The 18,884-nt window shown below is 69.5% G+C and carries 21 protein-coding genes and 1 pseudogene; 6 read left to right on the forward strand and 16 right to left on the reverse strand.

Annotated elements, in window-relative coordinates:
- Positions 1-452: 452 nt before the first annotated feature.
- Positions 453-1,133 (reverse strand): response regulator, encoded by a 681-nt coding sequence (locus tag SREC43747_RS0100560; RefSeq protein ID WP_029719206.1) that lies wholly within the window; start codon positions 1,131-1,133, stop codon positions 453-455.
- Positions 1,130-1,872, reverse strand: a pseudogene (locus tag SREC43747_RS22250) (sensor histidine kinase). Before SREC43747_RS22250 ends, SREC43747_RS0100560 begins: the two are co-directional and overlap by 4 nt.
- Here SREC43747_RS22250 and SREC43747_RS22255 point away from each other — a divergent pair.
- The gene (locus tag SREC43747_RS22255; protein ID WP_368681311.1) at positions 1,771-2,220 is read left to right on the forward strand and encodes a hypothetical protein; all 450 of its coding nucleotides are present in this window, start codon (positions 1,771-1,773) and stop codon (positions 2,218-2,220) included. The pseudogene SREC43747_RS22250 and the gene SREC43747_RS22255 sit on opposite strands and share 102 nt — an antisense overlap.
- Before the next feature lie 376 nt (positions 2,221-2,596).
- Here the strand turns inward: SREC43747_RS22255 and SREC43747_RS0100570 are convergent, their stop codons facing one another.
- The 5 genes from SREC43747_RS0100570 to SREC43747_RS0100590 form a co-directional block, all read right to left on the reverse strand.
- Complete coding sequence (locus SREC43747_RS0100570; RefSeq protein ID WP_029719207.1) at positions 2,597-3,334, reverse strand: phosphoglyceromutase; 738 nt, start codon at positions 3,332-3,334, stop codon at positions 2,597-2,599.
- Positions 3,335-3,381: 47 nt separating this feature from the next.
- Positions 3,382-3,813, reverse strand: a complete 432-nt coding sequence (locus SREC43747_RS0100575) for an OsmC family peroxiredoxin (protein ID WP_029719208.1) — start codon at positions 3,811-3,813, stop codon at positions 3,382-3,384.
- Positions 3,814-4,371: 558 nt separating this feature from the next.
- A complete protein-coding gene (locus tag SREC43747_RS0100580) occupies positions 4,372-4,878 on the reverse strand; it encodes a type III secretion system chaperone family protein (RefSeq protein WP_029719209.1) in 507 nt (168 codons plus the stop codon).
- Complete coding sequence (gene mshA, locus SREC43747_RS0100585) at positions 4,875-6,170, reverse strand: D-inositol-3-phosphate glycosyltransferase (RefSeq protein ID WP_029719210.1); 1,296 nt, start codon at positions 6,168-6,170, stop codon at positions 4,875-4,877. Before mshA ends, SREC43747_RS0100580 begins: the two co-directional genes overlap by 4 nt.
- A 222-nt stretch (positions 6,171-6,392) precedes the next feature.
- Entirely contained in the window at positions 6,393-7,508 is a 1,116-nt protein-coding gene (locus tag SREC43747_RS0100590) for a L,D-transpeptidase (protein WP_236622950.1), read from the reverse strand.
- Positions 7,509-7,781: 273 nt separating this feature from the next.
- Here SREC43747_RS0100590 and SREC43747_RS0100595 point away from each other — a divergent pair, with 273 nt between their 5' ends.
- Positions 7,782-8,522, forward strand: coding sequence for an SDR family NAD(P)-dependent oxidoreductase (locus SREC43747_RS0100595; protein ID WP_029719212.1), 741 nt, complete (start codon positions 7,782-7,784; stop codon positions 8,520-8,522).
- A gap of 31 nt (positions 8,523-8,553) precedes the next feature.
- Here SREC43747_RS0100595 and SREC43747_RS0100600 read toward each other — a convergent pair whose 3' ends face one another.
- Both SREC43747_RS0100600 and SREC43747_RS0100605 read right to left on the reverse strand, forming a co-directional pair.
- Complete coding sequence (locus tag SREC43747_RS0100600) at positions 8,554-9,546, reverse strand: chymotrypsin family serine protease (RefSeq protein WP_029719213.1); 993 nt, start codon at positions 9,544-9,546, stop codon at positions 8,554-8,556.
- A gap of 85 nt (positions 9,547-9,631) precedes the next feature.
- Positions 9,632-10,768 (reverse strand): UDP-N-acetylmuramate dehydrogenase, encoded by a 1,137-nt coding sequence (locus SREC43747_RS0100605; protein ID WP_236622946.1) that lies wholly within the window; start codon positions 10,766-10,768, stop codon positions 9,632-9,634.
- 16 nt (positions 10,769-10,784) lie between these two features.
- Here SREC43747_RS0100605 and SREC43747_RS0100610 point away from each other — a divergent pair, with 16 nt between their 5' ends.
- From SREC43747_RS0100610 to purU, 3 genes are read left to right on the forward strand one after another with little or no spacing between them, the layout of a single operon-like run.
- Positions 10,785-11,303 (forward strand): DUF2505 domain-containing protein, encoded by a 519-nt coding sequence (locus SREC43747_RS0100610; RefSeq protein ID WP_029719215.1) that lies wholly within the window; start codon positions 10,785-10,787, stop codon positions 11,301-11,303.
- Positions 11,300-12,130 (forward strand): hypothetical protein, encoded by an 831-nt coding sequence (locus SREC43747_RS0100615; RefSeq protein WP_029719216.1) that lies wholly within the window; start codon positions 11,300-11,302, stop codon positions 12,128-12,130. Before SREC43747_RS0100610 ends, SREC43747_RS0100615 begins: the two co-directional genes overlap by 4 nt.
- 40 nt (positions 12,131-12,170) lie before the next feature.
- Positions 12,171-13,052 carry a formyltetrahydrofolate deformylase gene (gene purU / locus SREC43747_RS0100620; RefSeq protein ID WP_029719217.1) on the forward strand — a complete coding sequence of 294 codons (882 nt, stop codon included), beginning with the start codon at positions 12,171-12,173 and terminating at the stop codon, positions 13,050-13,052.
- 4 nt (positions 13,053-13,056) lie between these two features.
- Here purU and SREC43747_RS0100625 read toward each other — a convergent pair whose 3' ends face one another.
- The 7 genes from SREC43747_RS0100625 to SREC43747_RS0100655 form a co-directional block, all read right to left on the reverse strand.
- Positions 13,057-13,605 (reverse strand): YbaK/EbsC family protein, encoded by a 549-nt coding sequence (locus tag SREC43747_RS0100625; protein ID WP_029719218.1) that lies wholly within the window; start codon positions 13,603-13,605, stop codon positions 13,057-13,059.
- 42 nt (positions 13,606-13,647) lie between these two features.
- Positions 13,648-14,385: an alpha/beta fold hydrolase gene (locus SREC43747_RS0100630; protein ID WP_029719219.1), complete on the reverse strand. Its 738-nt coding sequence runs from the start codon at positions 14,383-14,385 to the stop codon at positions 13,648-13,650.
- Positions 14,385-14,669: a DUF2516 family protein gene (locus tag SREC43747_RS0100635; RefSeq protein WP_029719220.1), complete on the reverse strand. Its 285-nt coding sequence runs from the start codon at positions 14,667-14,669 to the stop codon at positions 14,385-14,387. The genes SREC43747_RS0100630 and SREC43747_RS0100635 overlap by 1 nt, the downstream gene beginning before the upstream one ends.
- Positions 14,670-14,721: 52 nt before the next feature.
- On the reverse strand, positions 14,722-15,348 hold the full coding sequence (locus SREC43747_RS0100640; protein WP_051387475.1) for a hypothetical protein: 627 nt from the start codon (positions 15,346-15,348) through the stop codon (positions 14,722-14,724).
- Between the two features lie 5 nt (positions 15,349-15,353).
- Positions 15,354-15,746: a helix-turn-helix domain-containing protein gene (locus SREC43747_RS0100645; protein WP_029719222.1), complete on the reverse strand. Its 393-nt coding sequence runs from the start codon at positions 15,744-15,746 to the stop codon at positions 15,354-15,356.
- A 70-nt stretch (positions 15,747-15,816) separates the two neighbouring features.
- The gene (locus SREC43747_RS0100650) at positions 15,817-16,215 is read right to left on the reverse strand and encodes a VOC family protein (protein WP_037331092.1); all 399 of its coding nucleotides are present in this window, start codon (positions 16,213-16,215) and stop codon (positions 15,817-15,819) included.
- Positions 16,216-16,346: 131 nt separating this feature from the next.
- Positions 16,347-17,648 carry a DUF445 domain-containing protein gene (locus tag SREC43747_RS0100655; protein WP_201768598.1) on the reverse strand — a complete coding sequence of 434 codons (1,302 nt, stop codon included), beginning with the start codon at positions 17,646-17,648 and terminating at the stop codon, positions 16,347-16,349.
- Between the two features lie 45 nt (positions 17,649-17,693).
- On the opposite strand from SREC43747_RS0100655, the gene SREC43747_RS0100660 reads away from it, so the two are divergent.
- On the forward strand, positions 17,694-18,863 hold the full coding sequence (locus SREC43747_RS0100660) for a pyridoxal phosphate-dependent aminotransferase (RefSeq protein WP_029719225.1): 1,170 nt from the start codon (positions 17,694-17,696) through the stop codon (positions 18,861-18,863).
- Positions 18,864-18,884: the final 21 nt, after the last annotated feature.

Below are 18,884 nucleotides of genomic sequence, written 5' to 3' on the forward strand. Positions count from 1 at the left end.
GAGCCGGGCGCTGCCAGGACGTCCTCACCGGCAACGCCGCGCGGTGCACCCCGGGTTCCTCGTTCGATGATGCCTGCGGCGCGGCCTTCACCACCAGCGATTCGACAGCGCGCTGCAGGACGCTCCGACCGCATTCTCCCCCACGGTGCTGCGTCGGCCTGACAGCCGCCGACCGTTCGGCGCGTGCCGAGGAAGCGCGATCGCGCACCGGCAGGAACCGGTCGCCCGGGGCCGCGGGGCGCACGGCACGACGACGCCGCCTCCCCGACCGCTGCCCAACAGCACGAGCACCGGCCGGCACCACCTGGCGGAAGCCGGTTGCCTCGCCGGACACGCCTAAGCACATAACCGACAAGTTACCGGCTGCGCGCGGCAAAAGCCGCCAGGTGGCCCCGACCGGTGTCGGAACAAGACTTCAATCCGCATCAGCCCAGGCCTGGCTGTGCGGGAATTCACCCCTCGAACTTGTAACCAAGACCACGGACAGTGATCAGGTGCCGCGGCTCGGCGGGATTCGGTTCGATCTTCGACCGCAGCCGCTTGACGTGCACGTCCAGCGTCTTGGTGTCGCCGACGTAGTCGGCTCCCCAGACCCGGTCGATCAGCTGCGCCCGGGTCAGCACCCGTCCGGCGTTGCGCAGCAAGTACTCCAGCAGGTCGAATTCCTTCAACGGAAGGTTGACCTCTTGGCCGGACACGGTGACCACGTGCCGCTCCACGTCCATCCGCACCGGGCCGGCTTCCAGCACCTGGGGCTGGTGGTCCTCCGCTTCCCCGCGCCGGCGCAGCACCGCGCGGATGCGGGCGACGAGTTCGCGGGACGAGTACGGCTTGGTGACGTAGTCGTCCGCGCCGAGCTCCAGCCCCACCACCTTGTCGATCTCGCTGTCCCGAGCGGTCACCATGATCACCGGGACCGCGGAGCGCTGCCGCAGCTGCTTGCAGACGTCGGTTCCGCTCATGCCGGGCAGCATCAGGTCGAGCAGCACGATGTCCGCGCCGTTGCGGTCGAACTCCTCCAACGCTTCTTGGCCGTTCGCGGCGATCGCCGCAGTGAAGCCCTCCTTGCGGAGCAGGAAGGCGAGCGGGTCGGCGAAGGACTCCTCGTCCTCCACGATCAGCACCCTGGTCACCGGACTCCTCCCGTTTCGACGGCTGTGACCCCGTCCGGACTTTCGGAACGCCCGGGCGCAGCGGCCGAAGAGGGGGCGGCTTGCTCGTCTCCCGCTGCCGCACCCGCCCCGTGCCGAGGCACCCGGAGCGTGAACGTGGAGCCGATTCCCGGCTGGCTCCACAGCTTGACTTCGCCGCCGTGGTTGGCGGCGACGTGCTTGACGATCGCCAGCCCGAGCCCGGTTCCCCCGGTGGCCCGGGAACGCGCCTTGTCCACCCGGAAGAAGCGAAGACGCGTTCGTGGTACTCGGGCGGAATGCCGATCCCGCGGTCGGTGACCGAGATGTCGACGTAGTCCCCCGACAGCTGTCGACTGATGGACACCGGGCTGCCCGCCGGGGAGTAGGAGATGGCGTTGGCGATCAGGTTGCTCAACGCGGTGACCAGCAGGGCGCGATCACCGTCGACCTGGTAGCCGGACGGTTCGTCCACCGTGATCTCGATCCCGGCGTTCTCGGCGGCGAGCTGGCTGCGACCGAGCGCTTCCTCGACCACGTCGTCCACCTCGACGGTGGTCAGTTCGGGCAACCGCTCGGCTCCCTGCAACCGGGACAGGGCGATCAGCTCCGACACCAAGGTGCCCAGCCGGGTCGACTCGTGCAGGATCTTGTTGGCGAAGCGGCGCACTTCGTCCGGGTCCTCGGCCGCGTCCAAGACCGCTTCGGCGAGCAGCGCGAGCGCACCGACCGGGGTCTTCAGCTCGTGGCTGACGTTGGCGACGAAGTCCCGGCGGGTCGCCTCCAGCCGCACGGACTCCGATTCGTCGGCGGCGTCGACGACGGTGAAGCCGTCCCCGAGCGGCCGGACTTCGCCGAGCACCGCGGTGGGCGCCCGACCCGGTCGGGCGGAGCGCTCCAGCGCGGAGAGGTCGACCTCGACCGCCTCGCCGGTTTCCAGCGCCTGTTCGGCGGCCTTGCGGGCGCGGGCGTCGGCCCGTTGCTCGTGGATGACGCCGAGTTCAGCGGCCCGGGGGTTGTGCAGCACCACGTCCCCGAACCGGTTCAACAGCACTACACCGTTGGTGCTGGTGTGCACATATCGCTGTAGCAGTTCTGCAACGGTGGGCCCCGAATTTCTGGTCAATCGGTAGCGGCGAACGCCGTTGGCAGCGAGGAAGCCGCCGGCCACGCCGATGAGCAGCGCGGCCATGATCAGGGCGGTGTAGCCCAACGCGGTCACGCCTGCATCGTAAGCAGGACGCCCCTGGTGGAAGCCAGTCTACGAGGGGGTTCCGTGATAGTTGTGACATGAAGGGGGCCAGCTTTCACTGCTGGTTCACCTGGGCATGCAGCAGTGTTCAACTGTTGGTTCCGGATTGCTCCGACCCCATTCGCCCCACCAGTGCGCACGATTCACCGCGGCGTTGGAGCGGAAGTCCGGAAGACACCGCTCGATGCCTCCCGGACTCGCCCGTCGAATTCGATCAGCGGCCCTGGTTGGCGACCGCGGCGGCGGCTGCGGCAGCGGCCTCCGGGTCCAGGTAGGTGCCGCCGGGCTGGACCGGCTTGAGGTCGTCGTCGAGGTCGTAGCGCAGCGGGATCCCGGTCGGGATGTTCACTCCGACGATGTCGTCGTCGGAGATCTGGTCCAGGTGCTTGACCAGGGCCCGCAGGGAGTTGCCGTGCGCGGCGACCAGCACCGTCCGGCCCGCCTTGAGGTCCGGAACGATGTCGGACTCCCAGTAGGGCAGCAGCCGGGCCACCACGTCCTTGAGGCACTCGGTGCGGGGCACCTCGATGTCGGCGTAGCGGGGGTCGGCGTCCTGGCTGTACTCGCTGCCGGGTTCGATCTCCGGCGGCGGCGTGTCGTAGGAGCGCCGGTAGAGCATGAACTGCTCTTCGCCGTACTTCTCCAGCGTCTGCTTCTTGTTCTTGCCCTGCAGCGCGCCGTAGTGGCGTTCGTTGAGCCGCCAGCTCCGCCGGACCGGAATCCAGTGCCGGTCGGCGACGTCCAGGGCGATGTTGGCGGTAGCGATGGCACGGCGAAGCAGCGAGGTGTGCAGCACGTCCGGGAGCACGCCGGCGTCGCGCAGCAGCTCCCCGCCGCGCTTGGCCTCCTCCTGCCCCTTCTCCGAGAGGGGCACGTCCACCCAGCCGGTGAACAGGTTCTCGGCGTTCCACGTGCTTTCGCCGTGTCGCAGCAGCACCAGGGTCCCAGTCATGCCATCAGGCTAGCCGCCGACCGGGACCGCCATCGGCCTGCCGGTGGTCAGGCCAACGCCGCGTCCAGCGTGATCTCGGTTCCGCCCAGGGCGACCGAGACCGGGCAGACCTCCTTGGCCTTCTGCGCGGTCCGCTGGAAGGCGTCCGCGTCGAGGCCCGGTACGACGGCCCGCACGGTGAGCTTCACCCCGGTGATGGCGAAGCCCTCCCCGCGCGGCCCGAAGGTCGCTCGGGCGCTGGCGTCGATGCTGCTCGGCGGGGTTCCGCCGGCGCTGAGCAGCCCGGACAGCTGCATGCAGTAGCAGGAGGAGAGGGCTGCGGCGATGAGTTCTTCCGGGCTGGTGAGCCCTTCCGGGGCCTCGGTCCGCGCCGCCCACGTCACGGGGAATTGGCCGCTGGCGGACGAGTCGAGGTTGACGTTGCCAGTGCCGGTCTTGAGGTCGCCGGTCCAGTGCGTGCTCGCTTTGCGCTCAGCCATCTCGGAGCTCCTCAGGTCCTGTGGAACAGCTGGTGGCTCCAGCGTGGCGCAGTGCGCGGCTGCCCGCAGATTTGGTTGTGCCTGTCACCGGACGGTTATGGGATCAACGCAGCGTTGTGACCGGAAAGTGTCGACGATCACTTTCGTAGACAAACAGACAGGCTATCGATTCCTTTGCGTTACATACTGCTGCAAATATCACCCGAACGGAGTAATGAGACGGTCTTGTGGGGACCGTCAGTCTCTGCGAAGTTGACAACGCCCTCTTCTTGATCGGCTCCCACGCACTCCCCGATCAGGAAGAGCGTGAGCGCGGTTTGTCCCCCATCGAACCGCGCCCCGCCGGGCCCTGGGGTTCCCCCGCCCAACGGCCCGCCAGGCGGGACCCCTACGTGGGGCGGCTCGAGCTCGCGACTCCCCCTCTCTCCCGAGCCGCCCCACGCGGTTCCCCAGCAAGCAGCGATCAGCCCCCTCGAATGAGGGGCTGTAACAATACAGGCACTCGGCACTCATTCCAAGGAGTGCATGAGTGGACACCCGGTGCACACCGGGAGGAGATCACTCGCCCATCGGCTCCACCGGACCGTCCCGCTCCACCAGCTGGCGGAACGGCTGCAAGTTGGCCAGGCTCTCCCCGCGGGAGACCCGCCACCCCCACTCCCGCCGGATGGCCGTGGCGAAGCCCAGCTCGAGCAGGGTGTTGAAGTCCCCGTCGGCCGCCTCCAAGACCTGCCCCAGCAGCCGGTCCAACTCCTCGGGCGTCACCGCGTGCAGCCCGATCCGGCCGACCAGGTAGATGTCGCCGTTGCGGTCCAACGTGTAATGAACGCCATAGAGCTTGGCGTTCCGCTGCAGCAGGTAACGGTAGACCTCTTCGTGCGCTTCGTCCGGCTGCCGGCAGACGAACGCCTCCAGCAGCAGCGCGTGCTCGGTGAGGATCAACCAGCAGTTGGTCTGCAGCTTCTTGTTGCCGGGCAGCGTGACGAAGTACCGACCCTCCCCCTTGTTCCGGTACTCCAGCCCGTTCGACTCCAGTGTGGACTCGATCACCTGGGCTGCGCTCATGCCGTTACCTCCTGGGCCTGCAACCGCGCGTGGAACGCCATCTTCGCTTCCGCATAAGTTTCCAGCAGCGCCTCGGTGGTGCGCTCCCAGGAGAATCGAGCGGCGTGACCGGTGGCCCCGGACGCCAGTTTGTCCCGGTAAGCGGGATCGCGGACCACCGAGGACAGCGCATCGGCCCACTGCCCGGCGCCGTGCCCCGGCACCAGCAATCCGGAAACCCCGTCCGAAACCGCCACCGGGAGCCCGCCGACCGCGGCGGCCACCACCGGAGTTCCGCACGCCTGCGCTTCCAGCGCGACCAGGCCGAACGACTCGTTGTGGCTGGGCACCGTCACCACGTCGGCCGCCCGGTAGACCTGGGCCAGTTCCTCCGCCGGCTGCGGGGGCAGGAACCGCACCACATCGACGATGCCGAGCTGTTGGGCCAATTCCTGCAGAGCGCGGGGACGTTCCAGGCCGCTGCCGGAAGGACCGCCCACCACCAGCACCACCAGCCGCTCCCGCAGCTCGGGATGCCGACCGAGCAGTTCCGCGGTCGCCCGCAGCAGCACGTCCGGGGCTTTGAGCGGTTGGATCCGCCCCACGAAGGCCAGCACCACGGCGTCTTGCGGCAACTGCAGCGCGGCCCGGGCGGCGTCCCGGTCCCCGGGGGTGAAGCGGCGAAGGTCGACACCGGGCGGAATGGTGGCCACCGCAGTCGGATCCGCGTCGTAGAGCTCGATGAGATCAGCGGCTTCGAAGTCGGTGTTGGCCACCAGGCGGTCCGCCTCGGCCACCACCTGCTCCTCGCCGATCACCCGGACCCGCGGCTCCGGAGCATCCCCTTCGGCCAGCGCGGCGTTCTTCACCTTCGCCAGCGTGTGCGCGGTGTGCACCAGCGGAACTCCCCAGCGCTCCCGCGCCAACCAGCCCACCTGGCCGGACAACCAGTAGTGGGAGTGCACGACGTCGAAGTAACCGGGTTCGTGCCGGGCCTCCACCCGCAAGGTGCCGGCCGCGAACGCGCACAACTGCGCCGGCAGGTCGTTCTTGTCCAGCCCTTCGAACGGACCGGCCACCACGTGGCGGACGAGCACCCCGGGCGCCAGCTCGACAACCGGCGGGATTTCCGACGACGTGGCCCTGGTGAAGATCTCGACCTCGGTGCCGTGCTCGGCCAACCGCCTCGCGGTCTGCGCAATGTAGACGTTCATGCCCCCGGCATCACCGGTGCCGGGCTGCTCCAGGGGAGAGGTGTGCAGCGAAAGGACGGCGACCCGCCGCGGCCGAAGACGTAACGTTGTGGATGTCATTGGCTGCCCATCGCAAGGTTTCGGCATCCCGAGCTCTTCGAGTGCCGTCCACCTCGACATCCGGCGCCACGAAAACATTCCCGCCAGCTGCGCGCCGCAGGCCGGTGCCGAGGCCACCGTCCGACGCTACCGTCCGGCAACCTGGCAGAAACGCACTCAACGGCGCTGCGGTGGGATTCGTCACATCCTGCTCGACCGCGGCCACGGCGGGTCGCCCGCCGATCACAGAGCGGACAGCTCCTGCCACTCCTCCCAGCTGAGCAGCCAGTCGTAGACGTCGTAACCGGGTTCCATGTCCGATCCGGAACCGGTCACCTCGACCGGGTCACCGATCAGCGCGCTCTCGAAGAACTCCTTGGCATCGGCGGCGCTGAGGTTGATGCACCCGTGCGAGTTGTTGACCTCGCCCAGGGCCCAGGAGTTCTCCTCGTTCTCGTGGATGTACTCGCCGTGGTTGGAGAACCGGACCGCCCAGGTCTTGTAGACGTCGTAGCCGTACTCCTCGCTGGTCATCCGCTCCACCGGGCTCTTCGACATCACGATGAACGTCCCGTTCGGAGTGTGCCGGCCCGGGTCGTACTCCGCGCCGTAGCTGGCCGGGTAGTCGGCGACCTGCTGCCCGTCCCGCTCCACGACCAGCCGGTGCGTGTTCGGATCGGCTTTGACGATCTGGGCGCGCCCGATGTCGAACTCGGTGCTGATGTCCTCGGCGCCGAAAGCGCCGTCACCGTAGGGCAACCCGTACAGCTCCCCGGTCACCTTCACGTGCGTGTGCGGCGGCCAGTACTCCTTGGGGCGCCAGTCCACCTGGGTGTCCGACAGCCAACCCCAGGAACCTTCCACCGGAACTGAGGTCTCCACCGAGAGCGCCCGCTCGACAGCGGCTTTGTCCTTCACCGGTTGGTCGAAGGAAATCCGGATCGGCATGGCGATGCCGACCTCGTCCCCGTCCTGCGGGGTGATGGTGGCCGACACCTCTTGTTCCGGCTGCGCGGTGCGGAAAGTCCCGCGCACCTCGACCGGCCGACCGTCCTGCCCGATCGCGTGCCCGTGCCAGCTGTAGGTGGCCCCGAAGCTCAGCGGAACGGTGGGCTGCCACACCGAACCGTCCGGGGAGAGCTCTCCCGGAACCGGTGCTCCGTTGGCGTCGAACAGCGCGATTTCGCGGAAGGAGCCGTGCTTGACCGTGGCCCTGATGGGACTGGCCGGAGCGACGTCCACGGCTCCGTCCCCGGGTTCGACGGCCACTGCGGCGGTGCGCGGAACTTCGGTGTTCTCCGCTCGAGTGGCGCTGCAGCCGCCGGCGACCACCGCCACGACCAACAGCCCGGTCAACACGCTCAAACGTGCTTTGATCCCCGGCTTCCCAAACACCAGACCACCCCCCAGTTGTGGCGTTCGGCCGGGCTGGTGCGGTGGCGCCCGCACCCCCCTCTACAGAGCAGTGAACCGGGCAAATGGAACAAATGCACACCGGGTGGTCGCACTCACACCTTTCCGGTTACCCACATCCCTTGCTACGACACACCTGGTCTGCGAAGGATGGCGCCCGACGGCCACCCCGGCCGTGCACTCGTCCACAACCGAAGAGCCCGCCGAGAGGAACGATTCGTGAGCAACTCGTCAGGCCGCACAGCAGTCATCACCGGCGCCAGCTCCGGAATCGGCGAAGCGACCGCGCGTCGCCTGGCCGCGGAAGGCTTCAACGTGATCCTGGGCGCTCGCCGCGTGGAGCGGCTGCAGAAGATCGCGGACGAGATCGGCGGCACCGCCCTGCGCCTGGACGTCACCGACGCCGACTCGGTCGCCGCGTTCGTCGAGCAGATCCCGCAGTGCCACGTGCTGGTCAACAACGCCGGCGGCGCCAAAGGACTGGCCAAGATCGTCGACGCCGACGAGGACGACTGGCGCTGGATGTGGGAGACCAACGTGCTCGGCACCCTGCGGCTGACCAAAGCGCTGCTGCCGAAGCTGATCGAGTCCGGCGACGGGCACGTGGTGACCGTGACCTCCGTCGCGGCGAAGGAGATCTACGACAACGGCGCCGGCTACACCTCGGCCAAGCACGCCGAAGGCGCCCTGCACCGGACGCTGCGCGGGGAACACCTCGGCGAACCGGTGCGCTTCACCGAAGTGGCCCCCGGACTGGTGGAAACCGAGTTCTCCGAAGTCCGGTTCAACGGCGACAAGGAACGCGCCGCCCAGGTCTACGCCGGGCTCACCCCGCTGACCGGTGACGACGTGGCCGACGTCATCGCCTTCGCGGTGACCCGCCCGTCCCACGTCAACCTCGACTACATCGAGGTCAAGCCGCGCGACCAGCACTCCGCCACCAGGGCGCACCGCCGGTGACCCCGAACCGGTGTGGCCGGGCGACCCCCGGCTACACCGACAACCGGCGGGGGACCAGCAGCAGCTCGGCGTCCAGCTCCGCCAGCACGTCGGCGATCGGGCAGGCGAACCCCGTGCTCCCGTCCTCGACCCCGGCCACGTGCAACCCGACCACCCGGCCGTCCGCGTCGACCACCGCGGCACCGGAATCCCCCGGGCCGCAATAGCATTCGCCGAGCGCAGCGATCCGGATCTGCTCCCGCAGCACGCGGACACCGAGCGTTTCCCCGTGGTCGATCCGCAACGTGGCGTCCACCGACGTCACCACCCCGGCGGTGAGCCCGGTCCCGTACCCGGTCTTGCGGACCCGACAACCGGGGTGCGCGTTGCCCATCCCGGTGACCTGGCCGATGCCGGCTATCTCGGCGGCGGTGTCCACCCCGCTGGTGATGGTGACCGCCGCGGCGTCCACCCGCGCGGACAGCGCGGCCCGCGCCAGACCGGCGCACACCCGACCGGCTTCCGGGTCGGTCATCTGGTCCCCCACCGACCAGGCATCGTCCAGGCAGGCCACGTCGAACGTGGTCAGCCCCATCGGCACCCCGTTCCCGGTGACCAGCACCCCGAGGGTGCCGATCCGCCGGTAACCACCGGGCAACGGGACCGCGGGCGGCCGCATCCGCACGGTGCGGCGCGGGGAAATGCCGCCACCGCCCCGAACCGTTCCGGTTCCCTTCCCCCTCGACCGGGGGACCACCTCTTTCGGGGAGCGGTGGATGTGCTGCAGCACCGGGCGTTCTTCAATAACATCGGTGCCGATACCGAATATCGTGGCCGGGACCCGGGCTTCCGGGGAAAGCTCGGGCAACGGCTTCTTGCTGGCGACCGACACCACGATGACCTGTTCGCCAGTGCACCGACCAGCCCGGCGCTTCACCCCGATGTCCACGGCGGTGACCCCGGGCAGGTCCAGCAACTGATCCTCCACCGCCCGTTTGACCGGGCGGATCGCTGCCCGGTCCCGCAACTCCCTGATGCTCAGCATGGTGGCCCCCTCCACTCCACCATTTAACACTCAGGGTGCTGGATCAGTCACTAAGAGTCACACTTACGGCCGTTCGTCGGCCCACCTATTCCAGCGAACAGTCCACTAAGACTGGTTCCGGCACGAGCGAAACGCCGAACGCCTTGCGCACCCCGTCCCGGACCTCGCGAGCCAGCGCCAGCAAATCCTCCGTCGTGGCACCGCCCCGGTTGGTGAGCGCCAAAGTGTGCTTTGTGGACAAACGGACGGGAGCTTCCTCCCCCGGGTAGCCCTTCGGGAAACCGGCCCGCTCGATCAACCACGCCGCGGACAGCTTCGTGCCGCCCGGCGCCGGGAACTGCGGAATGCGCTGCTCCGGCCCGACCCGCTCCCGAATCCTCGCCAGGACCGCGTCGACCTCGTCGGGCGGAACGACCGGATTGGTGAAGAACGAGCCGGCGCTCCAGGTGTCCCGGTCCTCCGGGTCCAGCAACATCCCCTTCCCCCGGCGCAGTTCGAGCACGGCCTCCCGCGCCTCCGCGACGCCCACCTGCTCCCCGGGCTCGACCCCCAGCGTGCGCGCCAACTCCGCGTACTTGATCGGCTCGGAAAGACCGTCGTCCCGCAGCAGGAAGCGCACCCGCAGCACCACCGCCTCGTCGTTGTGCTTGAGCACGCTGCTGCGGTAGGCCAGCCCCAAGTCCTCGGCCGGCACCGTGCGCACCTGACCGCTGCGGCGGTCCAGCAGGTCCACCGAGACCAACCGCTCGGCCACCTCGACCCCGTAGGCACCCACGTTCTGCACCGGAGTCGCCCCGGTGAGCCCGGGAATGCCGGACAGGCACTCCAGCCCGCCCAAGCCCTTGCGCACCGTGTCGGCGACCACGTCGTCCCAGTCCTCACCGGCCTCGACGGTGAGCTGGACGCGCCCGTCGCTGATGCTGTCGTAGCTGCACCCCCGCGTGGCGATCCGCACCACCAGGCCGTCGAAGCCGGCGTCACCGATCACCACGTTGGACCCGCCGCCCAGCACCAGCAGCCGCTTCCCGGCGGCGTCCGCGGCCCGGACCGCGTCGGCGATCTCCTCGGGGCGTTCGGCGACCACCAGCTCGGCCGGCGGGCCGCCCAGTCGCAGCGTGGTGTGGTTGGCCAGCGGAACGCGCTGGCTGGTCGGTTCGCCCGGCCGCGGGTTCTCGCGACGGGCCTGTTCAGCACCGGAGGTGGAGGGGTTCACGATTGCCAAAGGTAACCTCCGCACCATGACACGCCGCATCGAGCACCGCAGCACTTCCGGGTGGCCTGCAGCCGCAGTCCACGAGGCACTGGTCGATGTCGATTACCTCACGGAACGACTGCACGCGCTCGGAGGCTCGCGCGCGGAGCTGGTGCAGCACGAAACCACCGACGACGGCGTCCACTACCAGCTGCGCCACGGCATACGCAGCGAATCCCTGCCCGCCCTGGCCCGCTCCGTGGTGGCCGGCGACCTGGTCGTCGACCGCAGCGAGAGCTGGCGGCAGGCCGACGAGAACCACTACACCGGGGAAGTCGCCGCCGAGATCGCCGGTGCGCCCTGCAGCATCACCGGCTCGATGTGGCTGCGCGACCTGACCACCCCCACCGACTCCTCGACCAGCGAGCTGGTGTTCTCGGCGAAGGTCGACGTGAACCTTCCGTTCGTGGGCGGGAAGCTCGAAGAACTGGTGGCCAACCAGGTCGAACAGCTGCTGCTCGCCGAAGAGCGGTTCACCGAGGAATGGCTCGCCGCGCGCAAATGAGCCGAACATCACGCGGCAGCCGGCCCGTCGGCAACCCGACCAGGGGCACCACCAACCCCAACCGACTGCGCCGAGTGGACCGCTGGATCACCGGGACCCCGTGGATGCACAAAGCCATCCGCACCGCCGAACAGCCGGTGGTCGTGGACCTCGGCTACGGCGCCTCCCCGGTCACCACCCTGGAACTGGCCGCTCGCCTGCGCGCCGTCCGACCCGACGTGCGGGTCGTCGGCCTGGAGATCGACCTCGAACGGGTGGCCGCGGGGCAGCGGGTCGCCGACCCGCCCGCGCTGGAATTTCACCTGGGCGGGTTCGAACTGGCCGGGTTCTCCGCGGACAACGGGGACTTCCCCGGGCCGGTGCTGGTCCGGGCGTTCAACGTGCTGCGCCAGTACAGCGAGCTCGAGGCCTGGAAGGCCTGGGAGGAGCTGTGCGCGCGGCTGTCCCCGGAAGGCCACCTGGTGGAGGGGACCTGCGACGAGATCGGCCGCCGCTGCTGCTGGGTGACCCTGGACCGCAGCGGTCCGCTGACCCTCACCCTGGCCTGCCAGCCGGCCCACCTCGACCAGCCCTCCGACCTGGCCGAGCGGCTGCCGAAGACCCTCATCCACCGCAACGTGCCCGGGGAACGCGTCCACCAACTGCTGCGCGACCTGGACGTCTGCTGGGCGAAAGCAGCACCGCTGACCCCGTTCGGGCCGCGCGCCCGCTGGACCCGAGCGGTCGAGCTGTTCGCCGCGATGGGCTGGCCGGTGCGCGACCACCGGCGCCGCTGGCGAGCGGGCGAGGTGACCGTCGACTGGTCCGCGGTCGACCCCCGGCGGTAATCCTTCGTCTCCCCCTGCATACCCAGAGTCACCTGGGAGAATGGGCGTCGTGACCGTCCCCGAACACCGATTCGTCATCAGCCTCGGCTGCCCCGACCGCACCGGCATCGTCGCCCGGATCTCCTCCTTCGTCGCCGAGCACGGCGGTTGGATCGTCGAAGCCGGCTACCACACCGACCCGCAGACCGGCTGGTTCTTCACCCGCCAGGAAGTGCGCGCCGACTCCCTGCCGTTCGGCGTGGACGAACTCCGCCGCCGGTTCGCCGCGGTGGCCGCTGAGCTGGGCGAGCAAACCAGGTGGCAGGTCACCGACACCGGGGAACGCCGCCGCGTCGTGATCCTGGCCTCCAAGGAGGGGCACTGCCTGCACGACCTGCTGGGCCGGATCGCCTCCGGGGAGCTCGACGTGGACCTGCGGGCGGTCATCAGCAACCACGAGCACCTCGGCCCCATAACCCGGGCGCACGGCATCCCGTTCCACCACGTGCCGTTCCCGTCGAACGCCGAGGGCAAGGCCACGGCGTTCAAGACCGTCCAGCAGCTGGTGGACGAGCACTCCCCGCACGCCATCGTGCTGGCCCGGTTCATGCAGATCCTGCCGCCGGAGCTGTGCGAAGCGTGGGAAGGCCGGGCGATCAACATCCACCACAGCTTCCTGCCGTCCTTCGCCGGGGCCCGGCCCTACCACCAGGCGTACGAGCGCGGCGTCAAGCTGGTCGGCGCCACCTGCCACTACGTCACCGCCGAGCTGGACGCCGGCCCGATCATCGAGCAGGACGTCATCCGGGTGGACCACACCGACACGGTGGAGAGCATGATCCGCAAGGGGCGGGACATCGAGAAGATCGTGCTCGCCCGTGGTCTGCGGGCCCACCTGGAGGACCGCGTGCTGGTCTACGGACGGCGCACGGTGGTGTTCTGACGGGTCAGACGCCGAGCCCGTCGAGCACTTCGGCGCCGGGCAGCTGCTGCAGCAGCTCCCCCGGGGTCACGACCTTGCTGCGCCGCAAACCGCTGCCCACGACCAGGGCGGGAGCTTTCACCACCGCCGGGTCCAGCAGCACCGGCCAGCCCTCCGGCAGGCCGAACGGGGTGATGCCGCCGTACTCCATGCCGGTGAGGGCCACGGCGTCGTCCATCGGCGCGAAGGACGCCTTGCGCACGTCCAGCCGCCGCTTGACGGTCTTGTTGACGTCAACCCGGGTGGTGGACAGCACCACGCACGCCGCGTAGCGCAGCTCGCCGGCGCGCTTGCCCGAGACCACCACGCAGTTCGCGGTCAGCTCGGGAGGGGCGCCGTAGTGCTCGCAGAACTTCGCGGTGTCGGCCAGTTCGGGGTCGATCTCGGCGACACCGATGCGCTCATCGGCCAGTTCCCGAACCGCGGCCGCCACCGGCTCGGCGAGCAGTTCCAGGCGCTCGACAGCGGCGCTCACCTGAAGTGATCCAGCAGCCTGTGCCCAGTCAACGCTCATGCTGTGACGATACAAACACCGCGAGTGGCGCCGCTCAGGGGCTCACGCCAAGAAGTCGACGAGCAGTTGCCGGACCTCACGGCGGTGGGTGATCAGCGGTGCCTTGCTCGGCAGGACCTCCAGGTGGGCGCTGCGGAACGCGGCCGCCACTTGCTTGGCCACTTCCGCCGGGTGCAGCGGATCGTCGACCGCGCCGATGACCAGCACCTCCGAAGCCACCTCGGCCAGCACCCCGGCGTCCTCCACCACCCGCTGGGCGGGCAGCCGACGCAGGGCGGGGGCCAGCCGCAGCAGCGCTGCGGTCCGCTGTTCGACGTAGTCGCCGAGCCGAGCACCGGCCGGGAGATCGGCCGCGACGAGCTGGCGCAGCCGCTCCTCGTCCCCGGCCTCCACGGCCTGGGACAGCTGCTGCAGCGCGGTGGCCGAGCTGCTCTCCCTCGGCTCGTCCAGCACCGCGGGGAGCATCAGGACCAGCCGGTCGAACCGGTTCGGCTGCTGCGCCGCCAGGCGGGTGAGCGCGCCGGCCCCGAGGGAAACCCCGATCGCCCGGGTTGCGCCCACTTCATCGGCGACGGCCAGCACGTCGGCGGCGATGTTGCGGTAGTCCCAGTACTCCGGTTCGGGATCGGGTGCCCGGCCGTGCCCCGGCAGGGTCAGCACGGCCCGGGTACCGGGCAGTCCTGCGGCGGGGATGCGCGCTTCGCCCTCGGTGGCCGCCAGGCCGGGCACCACGGCGGTGACCGGCTCGCCCCGTCCGAGCGCCTTCCACTGCGCCCCCACTACCAGGACCTTCCTTGGATCTCCTTGACCTTGGGGCGCACGTCCACGATGTAGACCAGCGAGGCCACCAGGGCAGCGATCCAGATGAGCGTGAACGGCCCGCGCCAGGCCACGATCAGCACCACGGCGGCCACCCCGGTGATGCCGAGCCAAGCCGGTTTGGTCAGCTTGTCGACCGCGGTGAAGGCATCAGCGCGCTGCAAGGCGGCGTGCACGAACGCGAAAAGCCCCACCGGGATGCCCGCAGCCCACAGGATCAGCAGGATCCAATTCGCCAGCTCCACGATGTCCACCCTACGTGGTCAACTCGGCCGCGGGCACCCCTCCCGGGAGCTCTCAGTTCTCGCCGCTCTTGCTGCGAGCACCGCGCTTGGTGCCGTTCTTGCCGCTCTTCGTCGTGCGGGCAGCGCTGGAGCGCTCCGCCCCGCTTGCGGACGCGGTCTTCGCCGCACCGGTCCCGGCCGCCTCCGGCCCACCGGCCTCGGCTCCGTCCTCGCCCTTGGCGCCGAACTGGCGGCTGACCTTGCCGAGCACGTCGTCGGCTATGCCGCGGGCGTCGGAGACGGTCTCCTCCAGCCTGTCCTGGGCGCTCTCGACCTGCTCCCACACCTTCTTGACCTGCGGCTGGCTCTGCAGGCGCTGCAGGGTTTCCTCGCCGCGCCCGGCCAGGTAGTCGATCAGCTGGCGGGCCGACTCGGCGTAGGAGTCCACGCGCTTGCGCAGTTCGGCCGGGTCCAACCGCTCCCGCAGCTGACCGAAGTCGCGGGGCAGGTCCGTGCGGGCCGCCTCGGTGCGCTCGTTGACCTGCTCCCGGAGCTTGGTGAGGCTCTCCACGACCGCGCGGGCCGCGAGGTCGCCGGCACCGATGGCGGCGAGCAGCGGGGTGCGGGCGAGTTCGGCCGCTTCCCCGAAGAACTGGTTGCGGTCGTTGGTGTTGGTCTTCTTGTCCGTGGTCGCCGGCATGGAGATCACTCCTCGGATCGAGCGGGGGCTTCTTCGGCGGCAGCGGTGTTCTCCCGCCGGAAAGCGGAGTAGATGTCGAGCAGCACCTGCTTCTGCCGTTCGGTCAGGTCCGGGTCGGCGTGGATGGCGTCCACCACCGGACCCGCTTGGCGGCGTTCCAGGAAGCCCGCCTGCGCGTACAGCGCTTCTGCGGAGATCTGCAGCGCTTTGGCTATCTGCTGCAGGATTTCCGCGCTCGGCTTGCGCAGGCCGCGCTCGACCTGGCTCAGGTACGGGTTCGACACGCCGGCCAACTTGGCCAGCTGCCGCAAGGAGATCTGGGCGTTCTTGCGTTGAGCCCGGATGTAGCTGCCGAGGTCGCTGACCGCCTGGTTGACGGTTTCGTCCACACGCCCCATCGGCACTCACCTTCCGGTCAATCTCCACGGTAACGAGAAGTGCTAACTATAGCAAGCACACTGCTTGCACTCACTCGTTCGTGGGAGCGCCGGTGGCGACCACGCAGAACGGGTGCCCGGCCGGATCGGCGTAGACCCGGAAGTTCGCCCCGGCGCGGTCCGGTGGCTGCGGCAGCTGCTCCGCCCCGGCCGCGATGGCCAGCTCGTGCCCCTCCTGCAGGCTTTCCACCGCGATGTCGACGTGCACCTGCTGCGGCACCTCCTCGTCCGGCCACGTGGGCCGCCGGTACCGCTCAGCCCGCTGGAACGCCAGCGGCGCCCCACCACCGGGGTCGGCCAACTCCACCCACCGGTCGTCGGAGGCGTCCTCGTCGATCTCCCAACCGAGCAACCGGCCGTAGAACTCCGCCAACGCCCGGGGATCCGGGCAGTCGAAAGCGATCGCGCACAACTCGAGCGCCACGCGCACTCCTCCGGGCAAAGGGACCTCTCCAGCACCGACAGCGGAAAAGTACCCCTGCCGCGGCGCGCACGCCGGACGCCGAACCCGTCCGGAGCAACCGCTCGCCCCGGTGGCGAACGCGGCCACCCCGGGAGCGCTCAGAACAGCGCCTGGCCGATCGTGTGGATCACCAGGCCGGCCAGCGCACCGACCACGGTGCCGTTGATGCGGATGAACTGCAGGTCCCGCCCCACCTGCAACTCGATCTTGCGGGAGGTCTCCTCGGCGTCCCACCGCTCGATCGTGTCAGTGATCAAGGTGGTCAGCTCGGAGCGGTAGTTGGAGACCACGTACACCACAGCGCCTTCCAACCAGGACTCCACCTTCGCCCGCAGCTCCGGCTCCTCGACCAACCGCTGGCCCAAGGAGCTGAGCCCGTCCCGCACCCGGACCCGCAGCTCGCTGGACGGGTCTTCGGCCGCGTCCAGCAGGAGCTTCTTCGCCGTGCCCCACGCCGACGACAGCACGTTCTGCACCTCGGGGTGGGCCAGCACCTGGTGCTTGATCTGCTCGGCCTTGGCGATGGTCTGCGGATCGGACTGCAGGTCCTGCGCGAAGTCCACCAAGAAGCGGTCCACCGCCTTGCGCATCTGGTGCTCCGGATCGGTCTTCACCGCCCAGGCGAACGACAGCACCTCCGTGTACACCTTGTCGGCGACGAGGGAGTCGAAGAACCTCGGGGACCACGACGGGGCGCGCTGGCTGACCACCCGCAGCACCGTTTCGTGGTTGTCCCGCACCCAGTCGTAGGCGCGGTCGCAGATCAGATCGACCAGCCGGTGGTGCGAACCGTCGGCGAACACCTGCCCTAGGATGCGCCCCAGCGGCGGCCCCCACTCGTGGGCGAGCACCCGGCGGATCACCGCGTTCTCGATGACCTCCTGGACGTCCTCGTCCCGCAGCACCTGCACCGCGCCGCGGGTCGCGGCCGCCAGCTCCGCGGTGACCCGCTCCGCGTTCTCCGGTCGGGCCAGCCAGCTGCCCAGCCGGGCACTGATCTCCGCCCGCCGCAGCTTGTCCCGGACCACCTCTTCGGACAGGAAGTTGTCGCCGACGAAATCACCCAGGCTGCGCCCCAAGGCGTCCTTGCGGTTCGGGATGATCGCGGTGTGCGGGATCGGCAGCCCCAACGGCCGCCGGAAGAGAGCGGTCACCGCGAACCAGTCGGCCAGGGCACCGACCATCCCGGCTTCGGCGGCGGCCCGCACGTAGCCCACCCATGCGCCGGCACCGGCTGCTTCCTGCCAGCGGGTCAGCAAGTACACCACCGTTGCGACCAGGAGGAACCCCCCGGCCACGGCTTTCATCCGCCGCAGACCGCGGCGCTTGTCGCTGTCGGGTACCGATGTCGGCTGCACAGCTCGATTGTGCCTGCGCGGGGTGCGCCCAGGGGGCGCCATCGGACAGCTGCCCTCCGCAGCCCCCATCAACTACGCTGCCCAAACGTGCGTACTCCAGCTCTAACCACCCGGCTGCGCCCGTTCACCTCGACCATCTTCGCGGAAATCACCGAACTGGCCCGGAAGACCGGTGCGGTCAACCTGGGGCAGGGCTTCCCGGACACCGACGGTCCGGAAGGGATGCTCCGCGTCGCCCGCGAAGCGATCGCCAACGGGGTGAACCAGTACTCGCCCGGACTCGGTGAGCCAGCACTGCGGCAGGCCATCGTCGACCACAAGCGCACCCGCTACCAGCTGGAATACGACCCGGACACCGAGGTGCTGGTCACCGTCGGCGCCACCGAGGCGCTCACCGCCGCCGTCCTCGCCCTGGTGGAGCCGGGCGAGGAGGTCGTGCTCATCGAGCCCTACTACGACTCCTACCCGGTGGCGGTGGCGATGGCCGGCGGGGTGCACCGGAGCGTTCCGCTCCGCTACGACGCGAACAACCGGTTCTCCCTGGACATCGAGGCCTTGCGGAAGGCGGTCGGCCCGCAAACCCGGGCCCTGGTGCTGAACACCCCGCACAACCCGGTCGGCACCGTCTTCAACGAGGAAGAGCTCGCCGCCGTCGCCCAGATCTGCCGGGAGAACGACGTGCTCGTCATCACCGACGAGGTCTACGAGCACCTCGTCTACGACGAGCACCGGCACCTCCCCATCGCCGGCCTGCCGGGCATGGCCGAACGCACCCTGTCGATTTCCAGCGCGGGCAAGACGTTCAGCGTGACCGGCTGGAAGATCGGTTGGATCTGCGGGCCCGCCGAGCTGGTGGCAGCGGTCCGGGCGGCCAAGCAGTTCATGACCTTCGTCGGCGGTGCCCCGTTCCAGCCCGCGGTGGCCCACGCCCTGCGCAACGAGCTCGACTGGGTCGAGCGACTGCGCCAGGACCTGCAGCGCAAGCGGGACCTGCTCGCCGAAGGACTGGGCGAAGCGGGTTTCGACGTGCTCCCCAGCGAAGGCACCTACTTCGTGTGCGCCGACGTGCGCCCGCTCGGGTTCACCGACGGGGCGGAGCTGTGCCGTTCCCTCCCGGAGCGCGTCGGCGTCGCCGCGATCCCGGTGCAGGTGTTCTGCGACGACCCGGACGCCGCCCGGCACCTGGTGCGGTTCGCCTACTGCAAGAAGGACGAGGTGCTGGAAGAGGGCATCCGCCGCCTGCGCAAGCTGAAGTGACCGGGCCTTCCGGTCGCTCCG

This window comes from Saccharopolyspora rectivirgula DSM 43747, from assembly GCF_000497205.1.
Taxonomy (GTDB): Bacteria; Actinomycetota; Actinomycetes; order Mycobacteriales; family Pseudonocardiaceae; genus Saccharopolyspora; species Saccharopolyspora rectivirgula.

Bases quoted from the DNA above. Each gene is read 5' to 3' on its own strand.
- SREC43747_RS0100570 (WP_029719207.1), bottom strand. From the start codon at position 3,334: ATGACTGGGACCCTGGTGCTGCTGCGACACGGCGAAAGCACGTGGAAC.
- SREC43747_RS0100575 (WP_029719208.1), bottom strand. From the start codon at position 3,813: ATGGCTGAGCGCAAAGCGAGCACGCACTGGACCGGCGACCTCAAGACC.
- SREC43747_RS0100580 (WP_029719209.1), bottom strand. From the start codon at position 4,878: ATGAGCGCAGCCCAGGTGATCGAGTCCACACTGGAGTCGAACGGGCTG.
- mshA (WP_029719210.1), bottom strand. From the start codon at position 6,170: ATGACATCCACAACGTTACGTCTTCGGCCGCGGCGGGTCGCCGTCCTT.
- SREC43747_RS0100600 (WP_029719213.1), bottom strand. From the start codon at position 9,546: ATGCTGAGCATCAGGGAGTTGCGGGACCGGGCAGCGATCCGCCCGGTC.
- SREC43747_RS0100610 (WP_029719215.1), top strand. From the start codon at position 10,785: ATGACACGCCGCATCGAGCACCGCAGCACTTCCGGGTGGCCTGCAGCC.
- SREC43747_RS0100615 (WP_029719216.1), top strand. From the start codon at position 11,300: ATGAGCCGAACATCACGCGGCAGCCGGCCCGTCGGCAACCCGACCAGG.
- purU (WP_029719217.1), top strand. From the start codon at position 12,171: ATGGGCGTCGTGACCGTCCCCGAACACCGATTCGTCATCAGCCTCGGC.
- SREC43747_RS0100625 (WP_029719218.1), bottom strand. From the start codon at position 13,605: ATGAGCGTTGACTGGGCACAGGCTGCTGGATCACTTCAGGTGAGCGCC.
- SREC43747_RS0100640 (WP_051387475.1), bottom strand. From the start codon at position 15,348: ATGCCGGCGACCACGGACAAGAAGACCAACACCAACGACCGCAACCAG.
- SREC43747_RS0100645 (WP_029719222.1), bottom strand. From the start codon at position 15,746: ATGGGGCGTGTGGACGAAACCGTCAACCAGGCGGTCAGCGACCTCGGC.
- SREC43747_RS0100655 (WP_201768598.1), bottom strand. From the start codon at position 17,648: ATGGCGCCCCCTGGGCGCACCCCGCGCAGGCACAATCGAGCTGTGCAG.